This window comes from Amycolatopsis sp. YIM 10 (assembly GCF_009429145.1).
Taxonomy (GTDB): domain Bacteria; phylum Actinomycetota; class Actinomycetes; order Mycobacteriales; family Pseudonocardiaceae; genus Amycolatopsis.
The window spans coordinates 9915150-9932724 of the sequence record NZ_CP045480.1 but is presented as its reverse complement, the minus strand read 5'-3'; the positions used below and the strand labels follow the sequence as shown (position 1 = coordinate 9932724).

Below are 17575 nucleotides of genomic sequence, written 5' to 3'. Positions count from 1 at the left end.
GCTTATTCGGTGATCCAGTGGTATAAGCGCTCGGGGCGTCCGGTGCCGCCGTATCGCAGGCGGACCTCGGCTTTTCCGGTTTCCGCGAAATATTCCAGATAGCGGCGCGCACTGGGCCGGGAAAGCTCGGTGGCCTGTGCGCATTCGGTGGCGGACAACCCGTCCGGGCGAGCACGCAGTGCCTGCGCCACCAGCTCGGCGGTCTGCTGGGTGAGGCCCTTCGGCAGTACGCCCGCCCCACGCGGACGCGTGGCGAACACGTCGTCCACGTCCTCCTGGTTCGACACTTCGCGCCGTTCCGACAGGCGCGCGAGTTTTGCCTGCAACGCGGCGAAGTGCAGCAGCTGGTCGCGCAGGGCGGCGGCGGAGAACGGCTTGATCAGGTAGTGCAGTACGCCCCCGCGCATCGCGTTGCGCACGGTGTCCACGTCACGGGCGGCGCTGATGATCACCACATCGGTGTCCACTGTGGAGGGATCGGCACGGAGTGCGCGCAGCACCGCGATCCCGTCCATGTCCGGCAGGTAGATGTCCAGCAGCACCAGATCCGGGCGCAGGTCGCGGACCGCACGCAGCGCGTCCGCGCCGGTGTGGGCGACGCCCACCACGCTGAACCCGGTCACTCGTTCGACGTATCCACTGTGGACCTTCGCGACCATGAAGTCGTCGTCCACCACCAGTACCCGGATCACCGCGCCACCCGCTCGGGGATCAGCGGCAGCACCGCGGTGAAGACCGCCCCGCCGGAGTTGTGCACCTCGACCGTGCCGCCGCGCCGGATGCAGGTCTGCCGGGTCAGCGCCAGCCCGAGCCCGCGCTGCCCGCCGTGCTCGGCGGCCTTGGTGGTGAAGCCGTGCGCGAAAACCTCGGTGGCGATCTCCGGCGCCACCCCCGGTCCGGAATCCCGCACCACCACCTCCACCCGGGTTTTGTCCTGCCGGATGCCGATCTCGATCCAGTCGCCGGGCCGCGGCCCGGCCGCGCGCAACGCGTCGAGCGCGTTGTCCACCAGGTTGCCGACCACGGTGACCAGATCCCCGGACAGCCGTTCGTCCACCGGGTCCAGTCTGCTGTCGTCGGTCAGCCGCAGCCCGGCGCCCTGCTCGGCGGCGAGGCTGGCCTTGGCGATCAGCAGCGCGGCCACCGCGATGTCGGACACCCGGCTGGTCACCTTGTCCTGCCACTCGCCCTGCTCGTGGGCGACCAGGTCGACGTACTCGCGCACCTCGTCGTACTCGCCGAGTTCGATCAGCCCGGCGATGGTGTGCAGCCGGTTGGAGAACTCGTGCGCCTGCGCCCGGAGCGTGTCGGTGGCGCGTGAGCTGGCCGCCAGTTCCTCGCGCAGGTTGACCAGCTCGGTGCGGTCGCGCAGCGTGGCCACGGCACCCAGTTCGGCGATCGGCAACCGGTTGAGCACCAGCACCCGACCGGCCCGCAGCACGATCTGGTCCACGCCCTCGGCCCGGCCGGTGAGCACGTCCTGCAACCGCTCGTTGAGGTCCAGGTCGGCGACCGCGGTGCCGACGCAGTCGTCCGGCAGCGCCAGCAGTTCGCGCGCCTGGTCGTTGACCAGTGTGATCCGGTGCTGCTGGTCCAGCCCGAGCACACCCTCCTTGATGCCGTGCAGCAGCGCCTCGCGGTGCTCGGCCAGTCCGGCGATCTCCCTCGGCTCCATGCCCAGCGTCTGCCGCTTGACCCGCCACGCGAGCAGCGCCGAACCGGCGATGCCGAGCACGGTGGCGATGCCGAGCAGGGCCAGCGCGTCGCTCGCCGAGTTGCCGAAGCCCTCGAAGAAGCCGGGTGTGGCCTTGCCCGCCGCGACGATGCCGTCGACCGTGCCGCGATCGCTGATCACCGGAACGTGCGCGACCAGCGAGTCGCCGATCTCGCCGACCCAGGCGCGGCCGCTGGTGATCATGCTGTCACCGAGGTCGAGCGTGGTGCCGACCTGCTTGGGATCGGGTGAGGTGATGATCCGGCGGGCGCGGTCGGTGATGATCACGAAGTCGGCGCCGGACAGGCTCCGCGCGCCCTCGGCGAACACCGGCAGCGGGTCGCGGCGCAGCGGGTCGGGCAGGTTCTCGCGGACCCCCGGCGTGGCGGCGACGTTCTCCGCCACCGAGAGCAGGCGGCGGCCCTCGACGTCGCTGAAGGACTTGTTCGACTGGGCCACCGAGAACAGCGCGACGCACGCGAGCAGGGCGAACACGATCACCAGCTGCCATCCGAGCAGCTGGCGCGCCAATGACCCACGCTGCATGGCGCTCACTATCGCATCTTTTGGACAGGCGACCCTCGTGAGCAAAACGAACACAAGTACCGATAAGCGCGCAAGCGAGACAGACGGCCCAGCCGAAGGCACGATGACTCGCTAACCGGCCTCGTGTAACCGAGGTCACCCCGTGCAGGCGTACAACGGAGTGCCTGATGAAGAACCCGAAGACCTGGCTGTCGGTGCTTGCCGCCGCGCTGCTGGTCCTGCTCATCCCACCACTGGTCTCCACCGGGAGCGACGAGTCCGGCGACCAGATCCGCAACTTCCGGGTGATGGTGCCGAACGCGCCGGGCGGTGGTTACGACATCACCGCCCGCACCGCGGTCAAGGCCATCGAGGAAGCCGGGCTCAACGGCACCACCGAGGTGTTCAACCTGCCCGGTGCCGGCGGCACGGTCGGCCTCGGCAGGCTGGTCAACGAACGCGGCAACGGCAAGCTCGCGATGTCGATGGGCCTCGGGGTGGTCGGCGCGGTGTACACCAACCGCGCGCCGTCCTCGCTGCAGGACACCACCCCGATCGCGAAGCTGACCGAGGAATCCGACGTCGTGGTGGTGGGCAAGGACTCGCCGTACCAGAACATCGGCCAGCTGATCGAGGCGTGGAAGGCCAATCCCGGCGCGGTGCCGGTCGGCGGCGGCTCGGCCCCCGGCGGGCCGGACCACCTGGCCCCGATGCTGATGGCCAAGGCGGCGGGCATCGCCCCGCCCACGGTGAACTACGTGCCGTTCGACGGCGGCGGCGAGCTGATGGCGTCGGTGCTCGGCGGCAAGGTCGGCTTCGGGGTCTCCGGCATCGGTGAGACCCGCGACCAGATCGAGGCGGGCGAACTGCGCGCGCTGGCCGTGACCAGCCCGCAGCGGGTGCCCGGCATGGACGCGCCGACCCTGCGGGAGTCCGGTGTGGACGTCAGCTTCACGAACTGGCGCGGCATCGTCGCGCCGCCCGGAATCTCCAACGGCGACAAGGAAAAGCTCGTGTCGCTGTTCACCAGGCTGCAGGACACCCAGCAGTGGCAGGACGCGCTCCGGCTCAACGGCTGGACCAACGCCTTCTCCGCCGGGGACGAGTACGGCGCCTTCCTGAAGGCGGAGAACGAGCGGGTCGCTTCGGTGCTGAAGGAGCTGGGACTGGCATGACGACCACAGTGGACAACGAACCGGTCGACCGCCCGCCGGAGAAGGAGAGCTGGTGGCGCGCGCATTCCGAACTCGGCATCTGCGTGCTCCTGCTGGCCACCGGCGTGCTGGTGCTTACCGACGCGCTGAGCATTCCGACCGACTTCACCCAGCGCGGCCCGGTCGGGCCGAAGGCGGTGCCGGTGCTGGTCGGCTCGGCGCTGGTGCTGGTGGCCGCGCTGCTCGCGGTCAACGTGCTGCGCGGCGGCAAGGGCGAGGCCGAAGCCGGTGAGGACATCGATCTCGACGCGCCGACCGACTGGCGCACGGTGCTGCTGCTGGCCGGGGCGTTCCTGCTGAACGCGGCGCTGATCGACACGGTCGGCTTCCCGATCTCGTCGGCGCTGATGTTCTGGGGCGCGGCCTTCGCGCTGGGCAGCCGGAACTTCGTGCGCGACCCGCTGATCGCGGCCGGGGTCTCGGTGATCACCTGGCTGGCGTTCAACGAACTGCTCGGGGTCCCGCTGCCCGGCGGCCCGCTGATGGGAGTGCTGTGATGGACGCGCTGACCAATCTGCTGGACGGGTTCGGCACCGCGCTCACCCCACAGCACCTGCTCTTCGCCGCGATCGGCGTCATTCTCGGCACCGCGATCGGCGTGCTGCCGGGCATCGGCCCGGCGATGGCGGTGGCGCTGCTGCTGCCGGTGACCTACGGGCTGGACCCGACCGCGGCGTTCATCATGTTCGCCGGCATCTACTACGGCGGCATGTTCGGCGGGTCGACCACGTCGATCCTGCTGAACACCCCGGGTGAGAGCGCGGCGGTGGTCGCCGCGATCGAAGGAAATCCGATGGCCCGCAAGGGCCGCGGCTCGCAGGCGCTGGCCGCGGCGGCGATCGGGCACTTCATCGGCGGCATCATCGGCACCACCGCGCTGGTGCTGCTGGCGCCGATGGTGGCCAAGCTCGCCGTGGACATCGGCGCGCCGGACTACTTCGCCATCATGGTGCTCGCGTTCATCGCGGTGACCTCGGTGCTCGGGAAGTCCCGCGTCCGCGGGTTCGCGTCACTGCTGATCGGGCTGACCATCGGCCTGGTCGGGCTGGACGAGATGACCGGGCAGTCGCGGCTGACCTTCGGTTCGCTGCACCTGTCCGACGGCATCGACGTGGTGATCGTGGCGGTCGGCCTGTTCGCCGTCGGCGAGTCGCTGTGGGTGGCCGCGCACCTGCGGCAGAAGCAGGCGAAGCCGATCCCGGTCGGGCGGCCGTGGCTGTCCAAGGCGGACCTTCGCCGGACCTGGAAGCCCTGGCTGCGCGGGCCGGTGATCGGGTTCCCGTTCGGCGCGATCCCGGCCGGTGGCGCGGAGATCCCGACCTTCCTGTCCTACGTCACGGAAAAGCGGCTGTCGAAGCACAAGGACGAGTTCGGCAAGGGCGCCATCGAAGGCGTCGCCGGGCCCGAGTCCACGGCCAGCGCGTCGGCCGCCGGAACCCTGGTGTCCATGCTGACGCTGGGCCTGCCGACCACGGCGGTGGCCGCGGTGATGCTGGCGGCGTTCCAGCAGTACGGCATCCAGCCGGGCCCGCTGCTGTTCGAACGCGAGTCGGCGCTGGTGTGGGGCCTCATCGCGAGCCTGTTTGTCGGCACGGTGCTGCTGCTGGTGATCAACCTGCCGATGGCGCCGGTGTGGGCGAAGCTGCTGCGGATCCCGCGGCCGTACCTCTACGCGGGCATCCTGTTCTTCGCCAGCGTCGGGGCCTACGCCGTCGGCGGCGAGGTGATCGACCTGATTCTGCTGTTCATCATCGGGCTGATCGGTTTTGCCATGCGGCGCTACGGGCTGCCGGTGCTGCCCGCGGTGATCGGCGTGATCCTCGGGCCGAGCGCGGAACAGCAGATGCGCCGGGCGCTGCAGCTGTCCGACGGTGAGCTGACCGGACTGGTGAACTCGCCGATGGCGGTGGTGGTCTACGCGATCATCGCGGTGCTGCTGGCGTGGCCGCTGCTGCGGAAGCTGCGCCGGAAGCCGGAGCCGACCCCGGAGCACGAGCGCATCGACGCCTGAGCGAACGAGACCAGCGATCGGGGCACCCACCGGGCGGTGGTGCCCCGCTCGTTCCCGTTCGGCGGCTGTTTCACAGCCGGGCGAGATAACCGTTGTCCACCAGCCAGAGCACGTTCAGCTGGGCCGGTGCGCCCGGCACCAGCGCGGCGTTGAGCTGGTACTGCTCACCACCGCCGGGCTGCGCGAACCACGGCGCGATCGGTCCTTCGTAGACGGAGAACTCCCGCAGCACCTGGTAGGCGCGGTAGTTGCACTGCTCGGCCGGGACGCCGACGAGGTTCTGCGGCGGGATCGCGCGGGTGGAGTAGTGCGAACCCTTTGGCGCGAGGAAACCGCCGTACTCACTGCCGTAGCGGTCGATCCGCTCACCCGGCTCCAATTTCCCGACTTCGCGCTCCGGCTGGCCGTCCGGGCCGATCACGTAACCGTCGGCGGGCGGGTACCGCCAGCTGCCCGCCGCGGTGTCGTAGTACTCGGCGAGGAACCGCTGCTCCGGCAGGTGCCCGGTGCGGTCGTAGCCGAGCAACTGCCAGCCGACCACTCCCAGCTTCGGCAGGCGTTGCGGGCCGAGTCGCTTGTCACCGTGGAAGAAGCTCGACGAGCATTCGGTGAGGCGGGAATCGGTGGCCGCCGAGGCCGTCGGCGGTACCACCAGTACCGCGGAGAGCAGGGCGACCGCGGTCGCGAAACTCTTGAACCAGCGCATGTTCCGGAATTCTTCCGGCCGTACGACGGCCCGGGTACCGCCTTATCCGGGTTACTTCGAAACCACCCGAAGGGCTTGGTCGATCACTCGCTGGATGTGCAGCCCGCGCCGGACGTCGCACGGATGCTCGCGGGTGCCGCTGGCGATGAGCGCGGCGAAGTCGTCGAGCAGGGCGGTGTAGCTGTCCTGCGGGGTGCCCGGCCGCTGGTTCACGCTGCGGAACCCGTTCTCGCCGAACACCGCCAGCTCCACCACCGTCGGCAGGATCGGCAACCGCAGCGAGAGCACGGCCGTGCTGGTGATGCCACCTTCGTGTTCGAGCAGCACGGTCCACAGGTCGCCGTCGGTGCGGTGCGCGGCGAGCACGCCGGTGATCGGGCCGAGCGCCGCGTCGAGCAGGTCGAACGCGTGCGGGCCGACGTCGGCGAGCGCGCCCGCGTCCTCGTGCCGCCACGCCGAATCGCGGTAGGTCTCGTTCAGCAGCGCGCCCGAGAGCCAGCGCGCGCTGCCGCCGACCCAGCCGCCCGCTTCCTTCAGCCCGGCCAGCCACTCCTGGGTCTGGATGGCGTATCGCAGGGTGAACATGACCAGCGCCGCGACACCCGACTCGGCCACGGTCCCGGCGAGGCGTTCCGCGGTGGCGAGATCACCGGCGATCGGCTTCTCCAGGATCAGGTGCTTGCCCGCGGCCGCCGCCTTGGTCGCGATATCGGCCTGTACCGACGGCGGTACCGCGAAGGCGACCGCGTCGACCTGGTCGAGCAGCTCGTCCACGGTGTCCACGGTGGTGGCGCAGTGCGCCTCGGCCAGCTCGCGGGCGGCCTCGGGGCGGCGGGTCCAGATCGCGGTCAGATCGGTGCCGGGGTGTTCGGCCAGTCCCGGTGCGTGCACCGTCTTCGCCCAGGGACCGCCACCGACAAGACCTACCCGCAACTGCTGATCCACGGGGCACATCCTGCCTTACCGAACCGGGGTGGGTTAACGTCTGGTGCCCCAGTGTTCCCGGGAAAGGTCGTTCCATGCGCCGGTTTCGTTCGGTTATCGCGGCCGCGGCGCTCGCCGCGGCCCTTGCCCCAGTGCCCGCCGCGAGTGCGGTGGAGCAGGGCAAGGGCACGCCGGGGTACTGCCCGGACGCCACCGGGGTCACCGTGGTGGTCGACTTCCACGAACTCGGCGGGGACCCGATCGTCCGCTGCGCGCCCGGTGCGCAGGCCAGCGGCCTGAGCGCACTGCAGAACGCGGGCTTCGAGCTGACCGGCTCGCAGCGCTGGGGAATGGCTTCGCTCTGCCGGATCGAGGGGAAGCCGGCTCCGGAGGCCGAAGCCTGCATCGACACCTCGCCGCTCACCGCGTACTGGGGTTACTGGCAGGCGCCGGACGGCGGGAACTGGGGATTCGCCCAGTCCGGCGTGATGGATTCGAAGCCGCCCGCGGGCAGCTTCGAAGGCTGGTCCTTCGCCAAGGACAAGAGCGCAGACGCCGCTCCGGCGCCGCGGATCCCGCCGGTCCGGCAGGCCGGGACGTCCGGCGTCACGCCGGGCGGGGTCGCGTGGACCGGTGGTGAGGCGGTGGCGCCGGCGCGGGATTCCGGTTTCCCGTGGGGTGCGGTGCTCGGCGGGGCCGCGGTGCTTCTGGTCGGCGGGGCCGCGGGGATGGTGGCTTACCGGCGCAAGCGTGCTTCCGGCTGACGCCGGCGTGGGTTAGTGTCAAGTGCTCGTGTGGGGGAAGCCGGTGCGAATCCGGCGCTGACCCGCAACCGTGAACGCCTCGTGGCGTGAGCCGGAATGCCCACTGAGCAGGCAAGGCTCCACTGTCGAGGATTACGGGCGGAGTCCTGGGGTTGGTGGCTTCGCGCTGCATGCGTCCCGGGCGTCCCGGGAAAGGTTTCCCATGCGCGCCGCCGTTCGTGCGCTCGCCGGGGTCGCTGGTGCGGGACTGCTCGTGGCCGGGATCGCCCTGCCCGCACCAGCCGTCGAACCGAATCCGCACGCCACCGCCGCGGTCGAAGCCGCGAAGTGGCTGGCCGGTGAGCTGAAGGACAACCGGCTGCCCGGGTTCGCCGGTACCGACTGGGGCCTGACCATCGACGCGTTGTTCGCGCTCGGCGCCACCGGGCAGCCGCAGGTGGCGGGCGTGGCCGACGCGATCGACGCCGAGGGCGCGGATTTCTACACCTTCCCGATCGACGAGACCAAGAGCGCCTGGATCGCCGGGGCCACCGCCAAAACGCTGGCCGCGGCGGTGACCGCTGGTCGTGACCCGAAGAACTTCACCGGCCGCGACCTCCGGCAAGCCGTCCTCGACCTGGTGGCGAAGGACGGCGACGTCAAGGGCCAGCTGCGCAACCGGAACACCGGCAACGACGGCACCAACACCTTCGACCAGTCGCTCGGCGTGATCGGCCTGGCCCGCAGCGGCGGCGTGCCGCCGGACGTGGTCGGCTTCCTGGTCGAGCAGCAGTGCCCGGCGGGCGGGTTCCGCCTGGACCGGAGCTTCGCCAGCGGCCCGGTGAACTGCGTCGACGACAAGGACATCGACCCGGACTCCACCGGCATGGCGGTGCAGGCGCTGCTGGAGGCGGACAAGAACGGCGTGCCGGGGGCGAAGGCCGCGGCCGACAAGGGCGCCGCCTACCTCGCGCAGATCCAGCGTGCCGATGGCTCGTTCGGCGGTTCCGGCCCGACCGTCGACTCCAACACCAACTCGACCGGCCTGATCGGGCAGGCGCTGGCCGTCACCGGCCACACCGCCGCCGCGAACCGAGCCGCCGACTGGGTGGCGACCCACCAGCTGACCGCCCAGAACGCCGGGAAAGCCGCCGGCGACCTGGGCGCAGTGGCCTACCACAAGGCGAGCTTCGACGACGCGGTGGCGAACGCGACGGGCGGCAAGATCCCGGACATGCAGCGGGACCAGTGGCGGCGCGCGGGTGCGCAGGCCCTGCTGGCACTGGCGAAACTGCCGCTCACGCATTCGCCGTCCGGACCGGGGCCCGACCCGGGCGAGCCGCCGTCGGAAACTTCGTCGTCCGCTCCGCCCACGTCCAGCTCGGCCCCCAGCTCGTCGTCGAGCCGGCCGACCAGCACCCAGCCGGGCGCCAGTTCGTCCGCGCCGGCAGGGGCGGCCAAGAGCACGAACACCGGCTTTTCCCCGCAGAAGACGCTCGCGCAGACCGGGGCCCCGGTCGCGGAGGTCGCGGTCGGGGGCGGCGCGCTGGTTGCCTTCGGCGTCGGCCTGCTGCTGGCCGGGCGAAGGAGGAACGCGCGATGAAGCTCGCCCGGATCGCCGCCGCGACGGCGCTGGTGCTGTCGATGGCGCCGCTGGCCACGGCCTCCTCCGTCGACCACGGCAAGGGCTCGCCCGGTTTCTGCCCGGACGGCAACGGCGTCACCGTTGTGGTCGACTTCCAGGAACTCGGTGGCGACCCGATCATTCGCTGCGCCCCCGGTGACCAGGCCAGCGGGCTGGCCGCGCTGCAGAACGCCGGGCTCGAACTCACCGGCGTGCAGCGCTGGGGACTGGGTTTCATCTGCCGGATCGAGGGCAAGCCGGGGCCGGACGCCGAAGCCTGCATCGACACCCCGCCCGCCACCGCGTACTGGTCCTACTGGCACGCGGCGAACGGCGGCAGCTGGACCTACAGCCAGATGGGCGTGATGAACCGGAAACCGCCGCCGGGCAGCTTCGAAGGCTGGTCGTTCGCCAAGAACAAGGCCGCCGGGAGCAATCCGGCGCCGCGGATCGGGCCGGTCCGGCCGGGTCAGGTGGTCGGGCCACCGCCACCCGCCGACCAGCAGAACGGCGCGATCCCGGGTCGTGACGGCGTGCCGATGGCGCCGCCCGCCCCGGAGGAGGCCGCGCCGCCGCCGGAAGCCGAGGCACCACCCGCGGAATCCCCGGCACCGACGAGTTCGGCCGCCCCGGCCTCCGCGCCCGCGCTGTCCGTGCTGTCCGTGACGCCCGCGCCGACCACGCCGCCGGTCGGCGGGGTCGCGCCGGGCGGGGTCGCGTGGACCGGTGGTGAGGCGCTGCCGTCGGTGCGGGACTCCGGTTTCCCGTGGGGCGCTGTGCTCGGCGGTGCCGCGGTCCTCCTGGTCGGCGGAGCCGCCGGCGTCACCGCCTACCGTCGCAAACGTGCTTCCTAGGAACCTCCACCCGGCGGCGTGGTGGCTGTGGGCCCTCGGGCTCGCGGTCGCCGCCAGCCGGACCACCAACCCGTTCCTGCTCGGCCTGATCATCGCCGTGCTCGGGTTCGTGGTGGCGAACCGCCGCAGCGACGCGCCCTGGGCGCTGGCCTTCCGGCTCTACGCCTACCTCGGGTTGTTCATCGTGGGCATGCGGGTGCTGTTCCGGATCCTGATCGGCGGGCAGGACGGCGGGCACGTGCTGCTCGACCTGCCGGAGATCCCGCTGCCGCAGCTCGCCGCCGGGATCACCCTGCTCGGCCCGGCCTCGGCCGAGGAGCTGCTCGGCGGTTTCTACGACGGCCTCCGCCTGGCCACCATGGTGCTCTGCGTCGGCGCGGCGAACGCGCTGGCCAACCCGAAACGCCTGCTCAAGGCGGTTCCGGGAGCGCTGTACGAGGTCGGCACCGCGGTCACCGTGGCGTTGTCGGTGGCGCCGCAACTCGCCGAGAGCGTGCTGCGGGTGCGGCGCGCGCGGCGGCTGCGGGCCGGTCGGCAGAAGGGCATGCGGGCGTTGAAGGGGATCATCATCCCGGTGCTCGAAGACGCGATGGACCGGTCGCTGATGCTGGCGTCCGCGATGGACTCGCGCGGGTACGGCCGCCGCGGTTACCTGCCGCGCCCGGTGCGGATCGTGGTCGGGGCGTGCGTGCTGGCCGGGCTGACCGGGGTCTGCGTCGGTGTCTACGGCGTGCTCGACGGCACGTCCACCTGGCTGGGCACGCCCCTGCTGCTGGGCGGGCTGGTCGTTTCGGTGATCGGCTTCCTGCTCGGCGGCCGCCGCGTCCGGCGCACCACCTACCGGCCCGATCCGTGGCGCCGGCCGGAGACGCTGGTGGCCGGTGCCGGGGTCGGCGCGGCCGCGCTGCTGTTCGCCACCGCGCGGATCGACGCGGCGAACCTGTACCCGTCGCTGAACCCGCTGCGCTGGCCGGAGCTTTCCCCGTGGCACGCTGGGGCGTTGCTGCTGGGCGTGCTGCCTGCCTGGCTGGCGCCGCCACCACTGCCGACCGGGGAGGGGGTCCGGGCTTGATCGAGTTCTCGCGGGTGAGCATCACCTACGCCGAAGCCACCACGCCGGTGCTGTCCGAGGTGGACCTCCTGGTCGAAGAAGGTGAGCTGTGCCTGGTCGCCGGGCGGACCGGCTCGGGCAAGTCGACCTTTCTCGGCGCGATCAACGGCCTGGTGCCGCACTTCACCGGCGGGCACCTGCGCGGCAGCGTGCGCGTCGCGGGCAAGGACACCTCGCAGCACCCGCCGCGCGAGTTCGCCGAGCTGGTCGGAGTGGTCGGGCAGGACCCGCTGGCCGGGTTCGTCACCGACACCGTCGAGGAGGAGCTGGCCTACGGCATGGAGCAACTTGCCGTGCCGCCCGAGGTGATGCGCAAACGGGTCGAGGAGACGCTGGACCTGCTGGGCATCGCGGAGCTGCGCAACCGTCCACTTCGGACACTGTCCGGCGGGCAGCAGCAGCGGGTGGCGATCGGCTCGGTGCTCACCGCGCACCCGAAGGTGCTGGTGCTGGACGAGCCGACCTCGGCGCTGGACCCGACCGCGGCCGAAGAGGTGCTGGCCGCGATCACCCGCCTGGTGCACGACCTCGGCACCACCGTGGTGGTCGCCGAGCACCGCATGGAACGCGTCGCGCAGTACGCCGACCGCCTGCTCTACGTGCCCGGTGACGGCTCGATCCGGTCCGGCACCCCGGCCGAGATCCTGGCCGACGCCGACATCGCGCCGCCGCTGGTCGAGCTGGGCAGGCTGGCCGGGTGGTCACCGCTACCGCTGTCGGTGCGGGACGCCCGTCGCCGGGCCGGGCCGCTGCGGGAGCGGCTGATCGGCCGGACGCCGGTGGTGTCCGAACGCTCCGACGGTCCCGTGAAGCTCGCGGCCGAGAAGATCGTGGTGCGCTACGGCGAACTGGTCGCCGTGCGCGAGGTCAGCCTCGACCTGCGCGGCGGGCAGATCGTGGCGCTGATGGGCCGCAACGGTTCCGGCAAGTCGTCCCTGCTGTGGGCGTTGCAGGGCAGCGGTCCGCGCAGCGGCGGCAAGGTGGACGTCGGCGGGCAGGACCCGAAGTCGCTCAAGCCGCACCGCGCCAGGAAGCTGGTCGGCCTGGTCCCGCAGACCCCCGGCGACCTGCTCTACCTCGACTCCGTGGACACCGAGTGCGCGCAGGCCGATCTCGAGTCGGAGGCCGAGCCGGGCAGTTGCCGCGCGATGCTCGACCGGCTCACCCCCGGCATCGACGGCGGCAAGCACCCGCGCGACCTGTCCGAGGGGCAGCGGCTGGCGCTGGTGCTGGCGATCCAGCTGACCGCCGCGCCCGAGGTGATGCTGCTCGACGAGCCCACCCGCGGCCTGGACTACCACGCGAAACGGCACTTCAGCGCGGTGCTGGCGGAGCTGGCCGCGAACGGCGCGGCCATCGTGCTCGCCACGCACGACGTGGAGTTCGTCGCGACCGCGGCCGACCGCGTGGTGGTGATGGCCGAAGGTGACGTGGTCGCCGACGGCCCGACCGCGGACGTGGTGGTCGCCTCGCCCGCCTTCGCGCCGCAGGTGGCGAAGGTGCTGGCACCGGCGGAATGGCTCACCGTGGACCAGGTGGCGAAGGCGCTGGCATGACCGGTTTTCTCGAGCGCCCCAAGGTCGTCCGCATCACGCCGCGCTCGGCGCTGGTGCTGACCGTCGCCGCCGTGCTCGGCCTGTCGATGTTCTTCTGGCCGCTGTTCGCCTCACCGCAGCCGACGGCGCAGGCGCACTCGGCGGACGCGCCGTTCATCTTCATGTTCACCCTGCCGGTGCTGATCCTGATCGTGCTCGCCGAGGTCACCGGCGGCGGCATCGACTCGAAGGCGCTGGCCATGCTGGGTGTGCTGTCGGCGATCAACGCCGGACTGCGGCCGCTCGGCGCGGGCACCGGCGGCGTCGAGCTGGTGTTCTTCCTGCTGATCCTGGCCGGGCGGGTGTTCGGGCCGGGCTTCGGCTTTGTGCTGGGCTCGACCTCGCTGTTCGCGTCGGCCCTGCTCACCGCGGGTGTGGGGCCGTGGCTGCCGTTCCAGATGCTGTCGTCATCGCTGCTGGGGCTGGGCGCGGGCCTGCTGCCGCAGCGGGTCCGTGGCAAGGGCGAAATCGCCATGCTGGGCGCGTACGGCGTGGTCGCGGCCTACTTCTTCGGGTTCGTGATGAACATGTGGTTCTGGCCGTTCCTGGCCGGGACCTCGATGGACCCGGCCACCGCGGGGCTGGCCTTCGTGCCCGGCGACGACGTCGGCTCGAACCTGCACCGGTTCTTCGTCTTCTCGCTGCTGACCTCGACCTTCGGCTGGGACACCGGACGCGCGATCACCAACCTGATCGCCATCGTGCTGGTCGGCCCGGCGGTGCTGGCCACCCTTCGGCGAGCCTCCCGCCGGGCCGCCTTCAGCGCCCCGGTGACCTTCCGAAGGTGACCACTCAGCCGTAGGAGTAGAAGCCCCGGCCGGTCTTCTTGCCGAGCAGGCCGGCGTCGACCATGCGCAGCAGCAGCGGCGGCGAGGAGTACAGCGGCTCCTTGAACTCGGCGTACATCGAGTCCGCGATCGCCTTGATGGTGTCCAGCCCGATCAGGTCGGACAGGCGCAGCGGGCCCATCGGGTGGGCGGTGCCCAGCTCCATGCCGCGGTCGATGTCCTCCGCCGAGGCGAAGCCCGACTCGATCATCCGGATCGCCGAGAGCAGGTACGGCACCAGCAGCGAGTTCACGATGAACCCGGCCCGGTCCTGCGACCGGATCACCGTCTTGCCCAGCGTGCCGGTCGCGTGCTCCTCGGCCGCCTTGATGGTCTCCTCGCTGGTCAGCAGCGAGGGCACCAGCTCGACCAGCGGCAGCACCGGCACCGGGTTGAAGAAGTGGATGCCGACCACCTGGGCCGGCCGCTGGGTGGCCATGCCCAGCTTCATGATCGGGATCGACGAGGTGTTGGAGGCGAAGATCGCGTCCTCGGCGTCGACCACCTTGTCCAGCGAGCTGAACACCTCGACCTTGGCCTGCTCCTGCTCGAGAATGGCCTCGACCACCAGCTGGCGGTCGGTGAAGGCGTCGAGATCGGTGCTGAAGGTCAGCCGCCCGAGCGCCGCTTCGGCGTCCTCTGTGGAGAGTTTGCCGCTGCGCGTCCCGCGCTCGAGAGACTTCTCGATGCGCTTGCGCCCGGCATCCAGCGCAGGCTGGGACACCTCGCTGACCACCACGTCGAGGCCTGCCCTCGCGTGCACCTCGGCGATACCCGAGCCCATCAGGCCCGCACCGATCACTCCGACCCGTTCAACCCGCACTGTTGCCTCCTGGTTACAGCCCTGTTCGCGGAGGCACGCGTGAGGCGAGGGTGGGTCGCCGGGTTAACCGGTCAGCCCACCCTCGTCTACTCGCGTTCAGCGGCGATACTCGTCGTACTCGTCGGCGTACGGGTCTTCGTATCGCTGATCGTCCTCGCGTGGTTCCACGTCCGAGGACCTACCAGACAGCTCGCGCTGCAAAGCGTCGAAGTCCGTTTCGTGGGAGGAGTACTTGAGCTCCCGCGCCACCTTCGTCTGCTTAGCCTTAGCCCGGCCGCGCCCCATGGCTCGACCCCCTCGCACAGGGGCGGGGCGGCCGGGGGTAGCGGCGGCCCCGCATCGTCTCGACAATTCTTTCCTGAACACACCGTACCGTGTCCGGGGGGTGGAATGCGACGCGGCACGGTGTGCAAGACGCGACATTGACCTCCGGTGGTGATCCGCGCAGGTAGCCGTGTCACGATTCACGAGTGCTTCGTCCGTTCGTGGCCTACCTCAGGGTGTACGAGCCGCTGTCCGCGTTCGGCGAAACCGTCGATCCTCGCCTGGTCGAGGCGGTGGAGAGAGCCAAGCTGACCCGGGCGGACGCCGGCGAGCGCGAACAGCGGATGTGGCTCAAGTCACAGGTCGCCACCCCGGCCCGGTTGCTGCCCGCGGAACTGGTCGACGGCCGCCCCGCGCCGAGCGCGAAGACCGACCTGCTGGTGCTCGATCCGGCCGAGGTGCCGGTGGTGCCCGACGGCGGCGCCGAGGTCGGCCCCGGCCCGCTGGTCTGCCCACTGGAGCTGCGTGCCCGCTCGGCCGCGGCACTGGTCAACTTCCTCGGTGACGCGCATCCCGCGCTGCGGTCGGCCGTGCTGACCGCCGGCGGGGTGACCGCCGAGTCCATCCGGGCCAGGACCGCCGCCGCGCTCGGTGAGCTGCGCGGCTCGGTGGTGCACGTGCTGTCCACCACCTGGACCGTGCCGCTGCCGTGGTTCGCGCTGGTCGACCCGGACCAGCGGCGGCTGGTGCTCGGCTCGTCCCGGCACGACCCCCGCCGCGAGCTGTCCTGGCGGGTGGCGATGGGCGACGCGCAGCGCCGGGTCGAGGAAGCCTACGAACTGGTCGAGCAGACCTTCGGCGACTCGGGGCCGGGCCGCGTGCTGGAAGAGACCGGGCGCTGGCTCTCGCACTTCCACCCCAACTCCGCGGTGGAGCTGGACTACGGCGGCCTCGTCCAGTTGATCGCCGACCCGATCCTGGAATCGGACAAATCCGCCGAGGACGTGCACAACATTCTCGACGCCCTGCGTGAGGGCAACGTCGAGGAACTGGCCGAGCTGTTCGGCGAACTGCGCGACTACTGGAGCGAACTCGCCGCCCGCGAGCGGTCCAACTAGAACGTCACGCGGAACTCGCCGACCTCGCGGCCGCCGCCGAGCACCCAGCCCGCGCCGCGGGCGAGACCGTCCAAAACGGACGCGGCCGCGTCGGACGCCGGGGTGTGCCCGAGCTTGCGCAACGCGGTCACCAGCACCGCCTCGCGAACGCGCTGACCGCCGTCGTCGATCTTCACGGTGATCGCGGACCCGTCCGGCAGGGCCACCGCGTGCACGCCCTCCGCGCCGCCCTTGGCGAGCAGGCCGTCGACCGCCAGCATCAGCACGGTGTCCTCGCGGCCGGTGCCGCCGATCAGCCACGGGTTGGCGCGCATGCAGCGGTCGATCCGGCGCTCGGCTTCGTCGGCCGAGGTGGTCAGCCGCGAGAACGAGCGCGCGAGCCCGGCCAGCGAGAAGGCGAACAGCGGCGCGCCGCAGCCGTCGACCCCGGTGTGCGCGATCTCCTCGCCGATCAGGTCCTCGATGGACTCGCCGATGATCCGCTGGAGCTTGTGGTCCGGTGACAGGTAGTCCTCGATCGGCCAGCCGCGCTGCACGCAGGTGACCAGCATGCCCGCGTGCTTGCCGGAGCAGTTCATCGCCAGGCGGTCCGGCTCACCGGCGCGGATCGCGGCGATCCGGCTCGGCCCGTGCAGCGGGTAGTCGGCCGGGCACTGGAGATCGGCTTCGCTCAGGCCGTGGCGCGCCAGCAGCTCGGTGACCCGGCGGACGTGCTCGGGCTCGCCGTTGTGCGAGGCGCAGACGATGGCGAGGTCCTCGTCGTCGACCTCCAGCCCGGCGCGCAGCATGCCGAGCGCCTGCAGCGGCTTGTTCGACGAGCGCGGGTACACCGGGACCCGGGTTTCGCCCAGTTCGAGCACCGGCTCGCCGCCGGGACCGGTGATCAGCAACGACCCGCGGTGGAAGCTCTCGGTGAAACCGGAGCGGACCACCTCGACGAGCGTGGGGTTCAAGAAGCGTCCTCGCGTTTCCCTCGTTCACTGGCGAGCAGTTCGTCGACCGAGGCCAGCCCTTCGGCGTAGCGGCCGGCGATCTCGCCGTTGATGGCGTCGACCACCACCTGCACCTCGCGGCGGCGCGCGGAGACGGACTCCTCGGCGCGGTGGTAGTCGGCGAGCGTGCCCGCCAGCTTCTCGTCGGTCAGCTCGGTGACGTCGGTGAGCCCGGAGTCACCGGCCAGCGCCTCGGCCTGCCGCCGGTAGTCACCCGCTCGTGAGGGCTCCAGCTGCTGGAGCCTGCCGAGCGCGGCCGGGCCGAGCGCGTTGTCCGCGAGAATGGTGGCCAGCTGGTCGACCACGCTGCCGGACAGCCCGCCGCTGGAGCGGCGCTGCTGCTCGGCGCGCACGATGTCGATGCGCGCGTGCAGCACGCGGCGCAGGTAGGACAGATCGGTCTCCTCCTGCGCGGCCTCGTTGCGGCGCTCGCGCAGGGTGTTGAGCGTGAGTTCGTCGAGCCCGCGCACGTATTCGGGGTTCAGGACGCGGTCGATGCGGCGGCGTCCACCAGGCCGGACTTCAATCAC

At 71.3% G+C, this 17575-nt stretch carries 18 protein-coding genes and 1 riboswitch; of the genes, 10 read left to right on the top strand and 8 right to left on the bottom strand.

Features of this window, described 5'->3' with window-relative positions; translation table 11 throughout:
- Positions 1-2 precede the first annotated feature (2 nt).
- A complete protein-coding gene (locus YIM_RS46235) occupies positions 3-692 on the bottom strand; it encodes a response regulator (RefSeq protein ID WP_153036359.1) in 690 nt (229 codons plus the stop codon).
- A complete protein-coding gene (locus YIM_RS46230) occupies positions 689-2260 on the bottom strand; it encodes a sensor histidine kinase (RefSeq protein WP_153036358.1) in 1572 nt (523 codons plus the stop codon). The genes YIM_RS46235 and YIM_RS46230 overlap by 4 nt, the downstream gene beginning before the upstream one ends.
- A gap of 167 nt (positions 2261-2427) precedes the next feature.
- On the opposite strand from YIM_RS46230, the gene YIM_RS46225 reads away from it, so the two are divergent.
- Genes YIM_RS46225 through YIM_RS46215 form a run of 3 tightly spaced genes read left to right on the top strand, consistent with a single transcriptional unit; the run spans position 2428 to position 5464 of the window.
- Positions 2428-3414 (top strand): tripartite tricarboxylate transporter substrate binding protein, encoded by a 987-nt coding sequence (locus YIM_RS46225; protein ID WP_153036357.1) that lies wholly within the window; start codon positions 2428-2430, stop codon positions 3412-3414.
- The gene (locus YIM_RS46220; RefSeq protein WP_153036356.1) at positions 3411-3950 is read left to right on the top strand and encodes a tripartite tricarboxylate transporter TctB family protein; all 540 of its coding nucleotides are present in this window, start codon (positions 3411-3413) and stop codon (positions 3948-3950) included. Before YIM_RS46225 ends, YIM_RS46220 begins: the two co-directional genes overlap by 4 nt.
- Positions 3950-5464 (top strand): tripartite tricarboxylate transporter permease, encoded by a 1515-nt coding sequence (locus YIM_RS46215; RefSeq protein ID WP_153036355.1) that lies wholly within the window; start codon positions 3950-3952, stop codon positions 5462-5464. Before YIM_RS46220 ends, YIM_RS46215 begins: the two co-directional genes overlap by 1 nt.
- Positions 5465-5534: 70 nt before the next feature.
- On the opposite strand, the gene YIM_RS46210 is transcribed toward YIM_RS46215, so the two are convergent.
- Together YIM_RS46210 and YIM_RS46205 are read right to left on the bottom strand one after the other, a co-directional pair.
- Positions 5535-6170, bottom strand: a complete 636-nt coding sequence (locus tag YIM_RS46210) for a TNT domain-containing protein (RefSeq protein ID WP_153036354.1) — start codon at positions 6168-6170, stop codon at positions 5535-5537.
- Between the two features lie 51 nt (positions 6171-6221).
- Entirely contained in the window at positions 6222-7124 is a 903-nt protein-coding gene (locus YIM_RS46205; protein ID WP_153036353.1) for a Gfo/Idh/MocA family protein, read from the bottom strand.
- Positions 7125-7189: 65 nt separating this feature from the next.
- On the opposite strand from YIM_RS46205, the gene YIM_RS46200 reads away from it, so the two are divergent.
- The 6 genes from YIM_RS46200 to YIM_RS46175 all read left to right on the top strand — a co-directional run bounded on the left by YIM_RS46200 (position 7190) and on the right by YIM_RS46175 (position 13809).
- Positions 7190-7858 carry a flagellar hook-length control protein FliK gene (locus YIM_RS46200; RefSeq protein ID WP_194239971.1) on the top strand — a complete coding sequence of 223 codons (669 nt, stop codon included), beginning with the start codon at positions 7190-7192 and terminating at the stop codon, positions 7856-7858.
- A riboswitch (cobalamin riboswitch) is annotated at positions 7855-7981 on the top strand. It overlaps the preceding gene by 4 nt.
- Positions 7982-8060: 79 nt before the next feature.
- The gene (locus YIM_RS46195) at positions 8061-9440 is read left to right on the top strand and encodes a prenyltransferase/squalene oxidase repeat-containing protein (protein ID WP_153036352.1); all 1380 of its coding nucleotides are present in this window, start codon (positions 8061-8063) and stop codon (positions 9438-9440) included.
- A complete protein-coding gene (locus YIM_RS46190; protein ID WP_153036351.1) occupies positions 9437-10315 on the top strand; it encodes a hypothetical protein in 879 nt (292 codons plus the stop codon). Before YIM_RS46195 ends, YIM_RS46190 begins: the two co-directional genes overlap by 4 nt.
- Positions 10305-11387: an energy-coupling factor transporter transmembrane component T gene (locus YIM_RS46185; RefSeq protein ID WP_153036350.1), complete on the top strand. Its 1083-nt coding sequence runs from the start codon at positions 10305-10307 to the stop codon at positions 11385-11387. The genes YIM_RS46190 and YIM_RS46185 overlap by 11 nt, the downstream gene beginning before the upstream one ends.
- The gene (locus YIM_RS46180) at positions 11384-12982 is read left to right on the top strand and encodes an ABC transporter ATP-binding protein (protein ID WP_153036349.1); all 1599 of its coding nucleotides are present in this window, start codon (positions 11384-11386) and stop codon (positions 12980-12982) included. Before YIM_RS46185 ends, YIM_RS46180 begins: the two co-directional genes overlap by 4 nt.
- Complete coding sequence (locus YIM_RS46175) at positions 12979-13809, top strand: ECF transporter S component (RefSeq protein WP_153036348.1); 831 nt, start codon at positions 12979-12981, stop codon at positions 13807-13809. Before YIM_RS46180 ends, YIM_RS46175 begins: the two co-directional genes overlap by 4 nt.
- 4 nt (positions 13810-13813) lie before the next feature.
- Here the strand turns inward: YIM_RS46175 and YIM_RS46170 are convergent, their stop codons facing one another.
- Both YIM_RS46170 and YIM_RS46165 read right to left on the bottom strand, forming a co-directional pair.
- Complete coding sequence (locus YIM_RS46170) at positions 13814-14671, bottom strand: 3-hydroxybutyryl-CoA dehydrogenase (protein WP_228004433.1); 858 nt, start codon at positions 14669-14671, stop codon at positions 13814-13816.
- Positions 14672-14767: 96 nt separating this feature from the next.
- On the bottom strand, positions 14768-14956 hold the full coding sequence (locus YIM_RS46165; RefSeq protein WP_153036347.1) for a DUF3073 domain-containing protein: 189 nt from the start codon (positions 14954-14956) through the stop codon (positions 14768-14770).
- Positions 14957-15141: 185 nt separating this feature from the next.
- Between YIM_RS46165 and YIM_RS46160 the strand changes: the two genes are divergently transcribed.
- Positions 15142-16053 (top strand): hypothetical protein, encoded by a 912-nt coding sequence (locus tag YIM_RS46160; protein ID WP_153036346.1) that lies wholly within the window; start codon positions 15142-15144, stop codon positions 16051-16053.
- Here YIM_RS46160 and YIM_RS46155 read toward each other — a convergent pair.
- The gene (locus YIM_RS46155; protein WP_153036345.1) at positions 16050-17006 is read right to left on the bottom strand and encodes an asparaginase; all 957 of its coding nucleotides are present in this window, start codon (positions 17004-17006) and stop codon (positions 16050-16052) included. The genes YIM_RS46160 and YIM_RS46155 overlap by 4 nt on opposite strands.
- Positions 17003-17575: an aerial mycelium formation protein gene (locus YIM_RS46150; RefSeq protein ID WP_153036344.1), complete on the bottom strand. Its 573-nt coding sequence runs from the start codon at positions 17573-17575 to the stop codon at positions 17003-17005. Before YIM_RS46150 ends, YIM_RS46155 begins: the two co-directional genes overlap by 4 nt.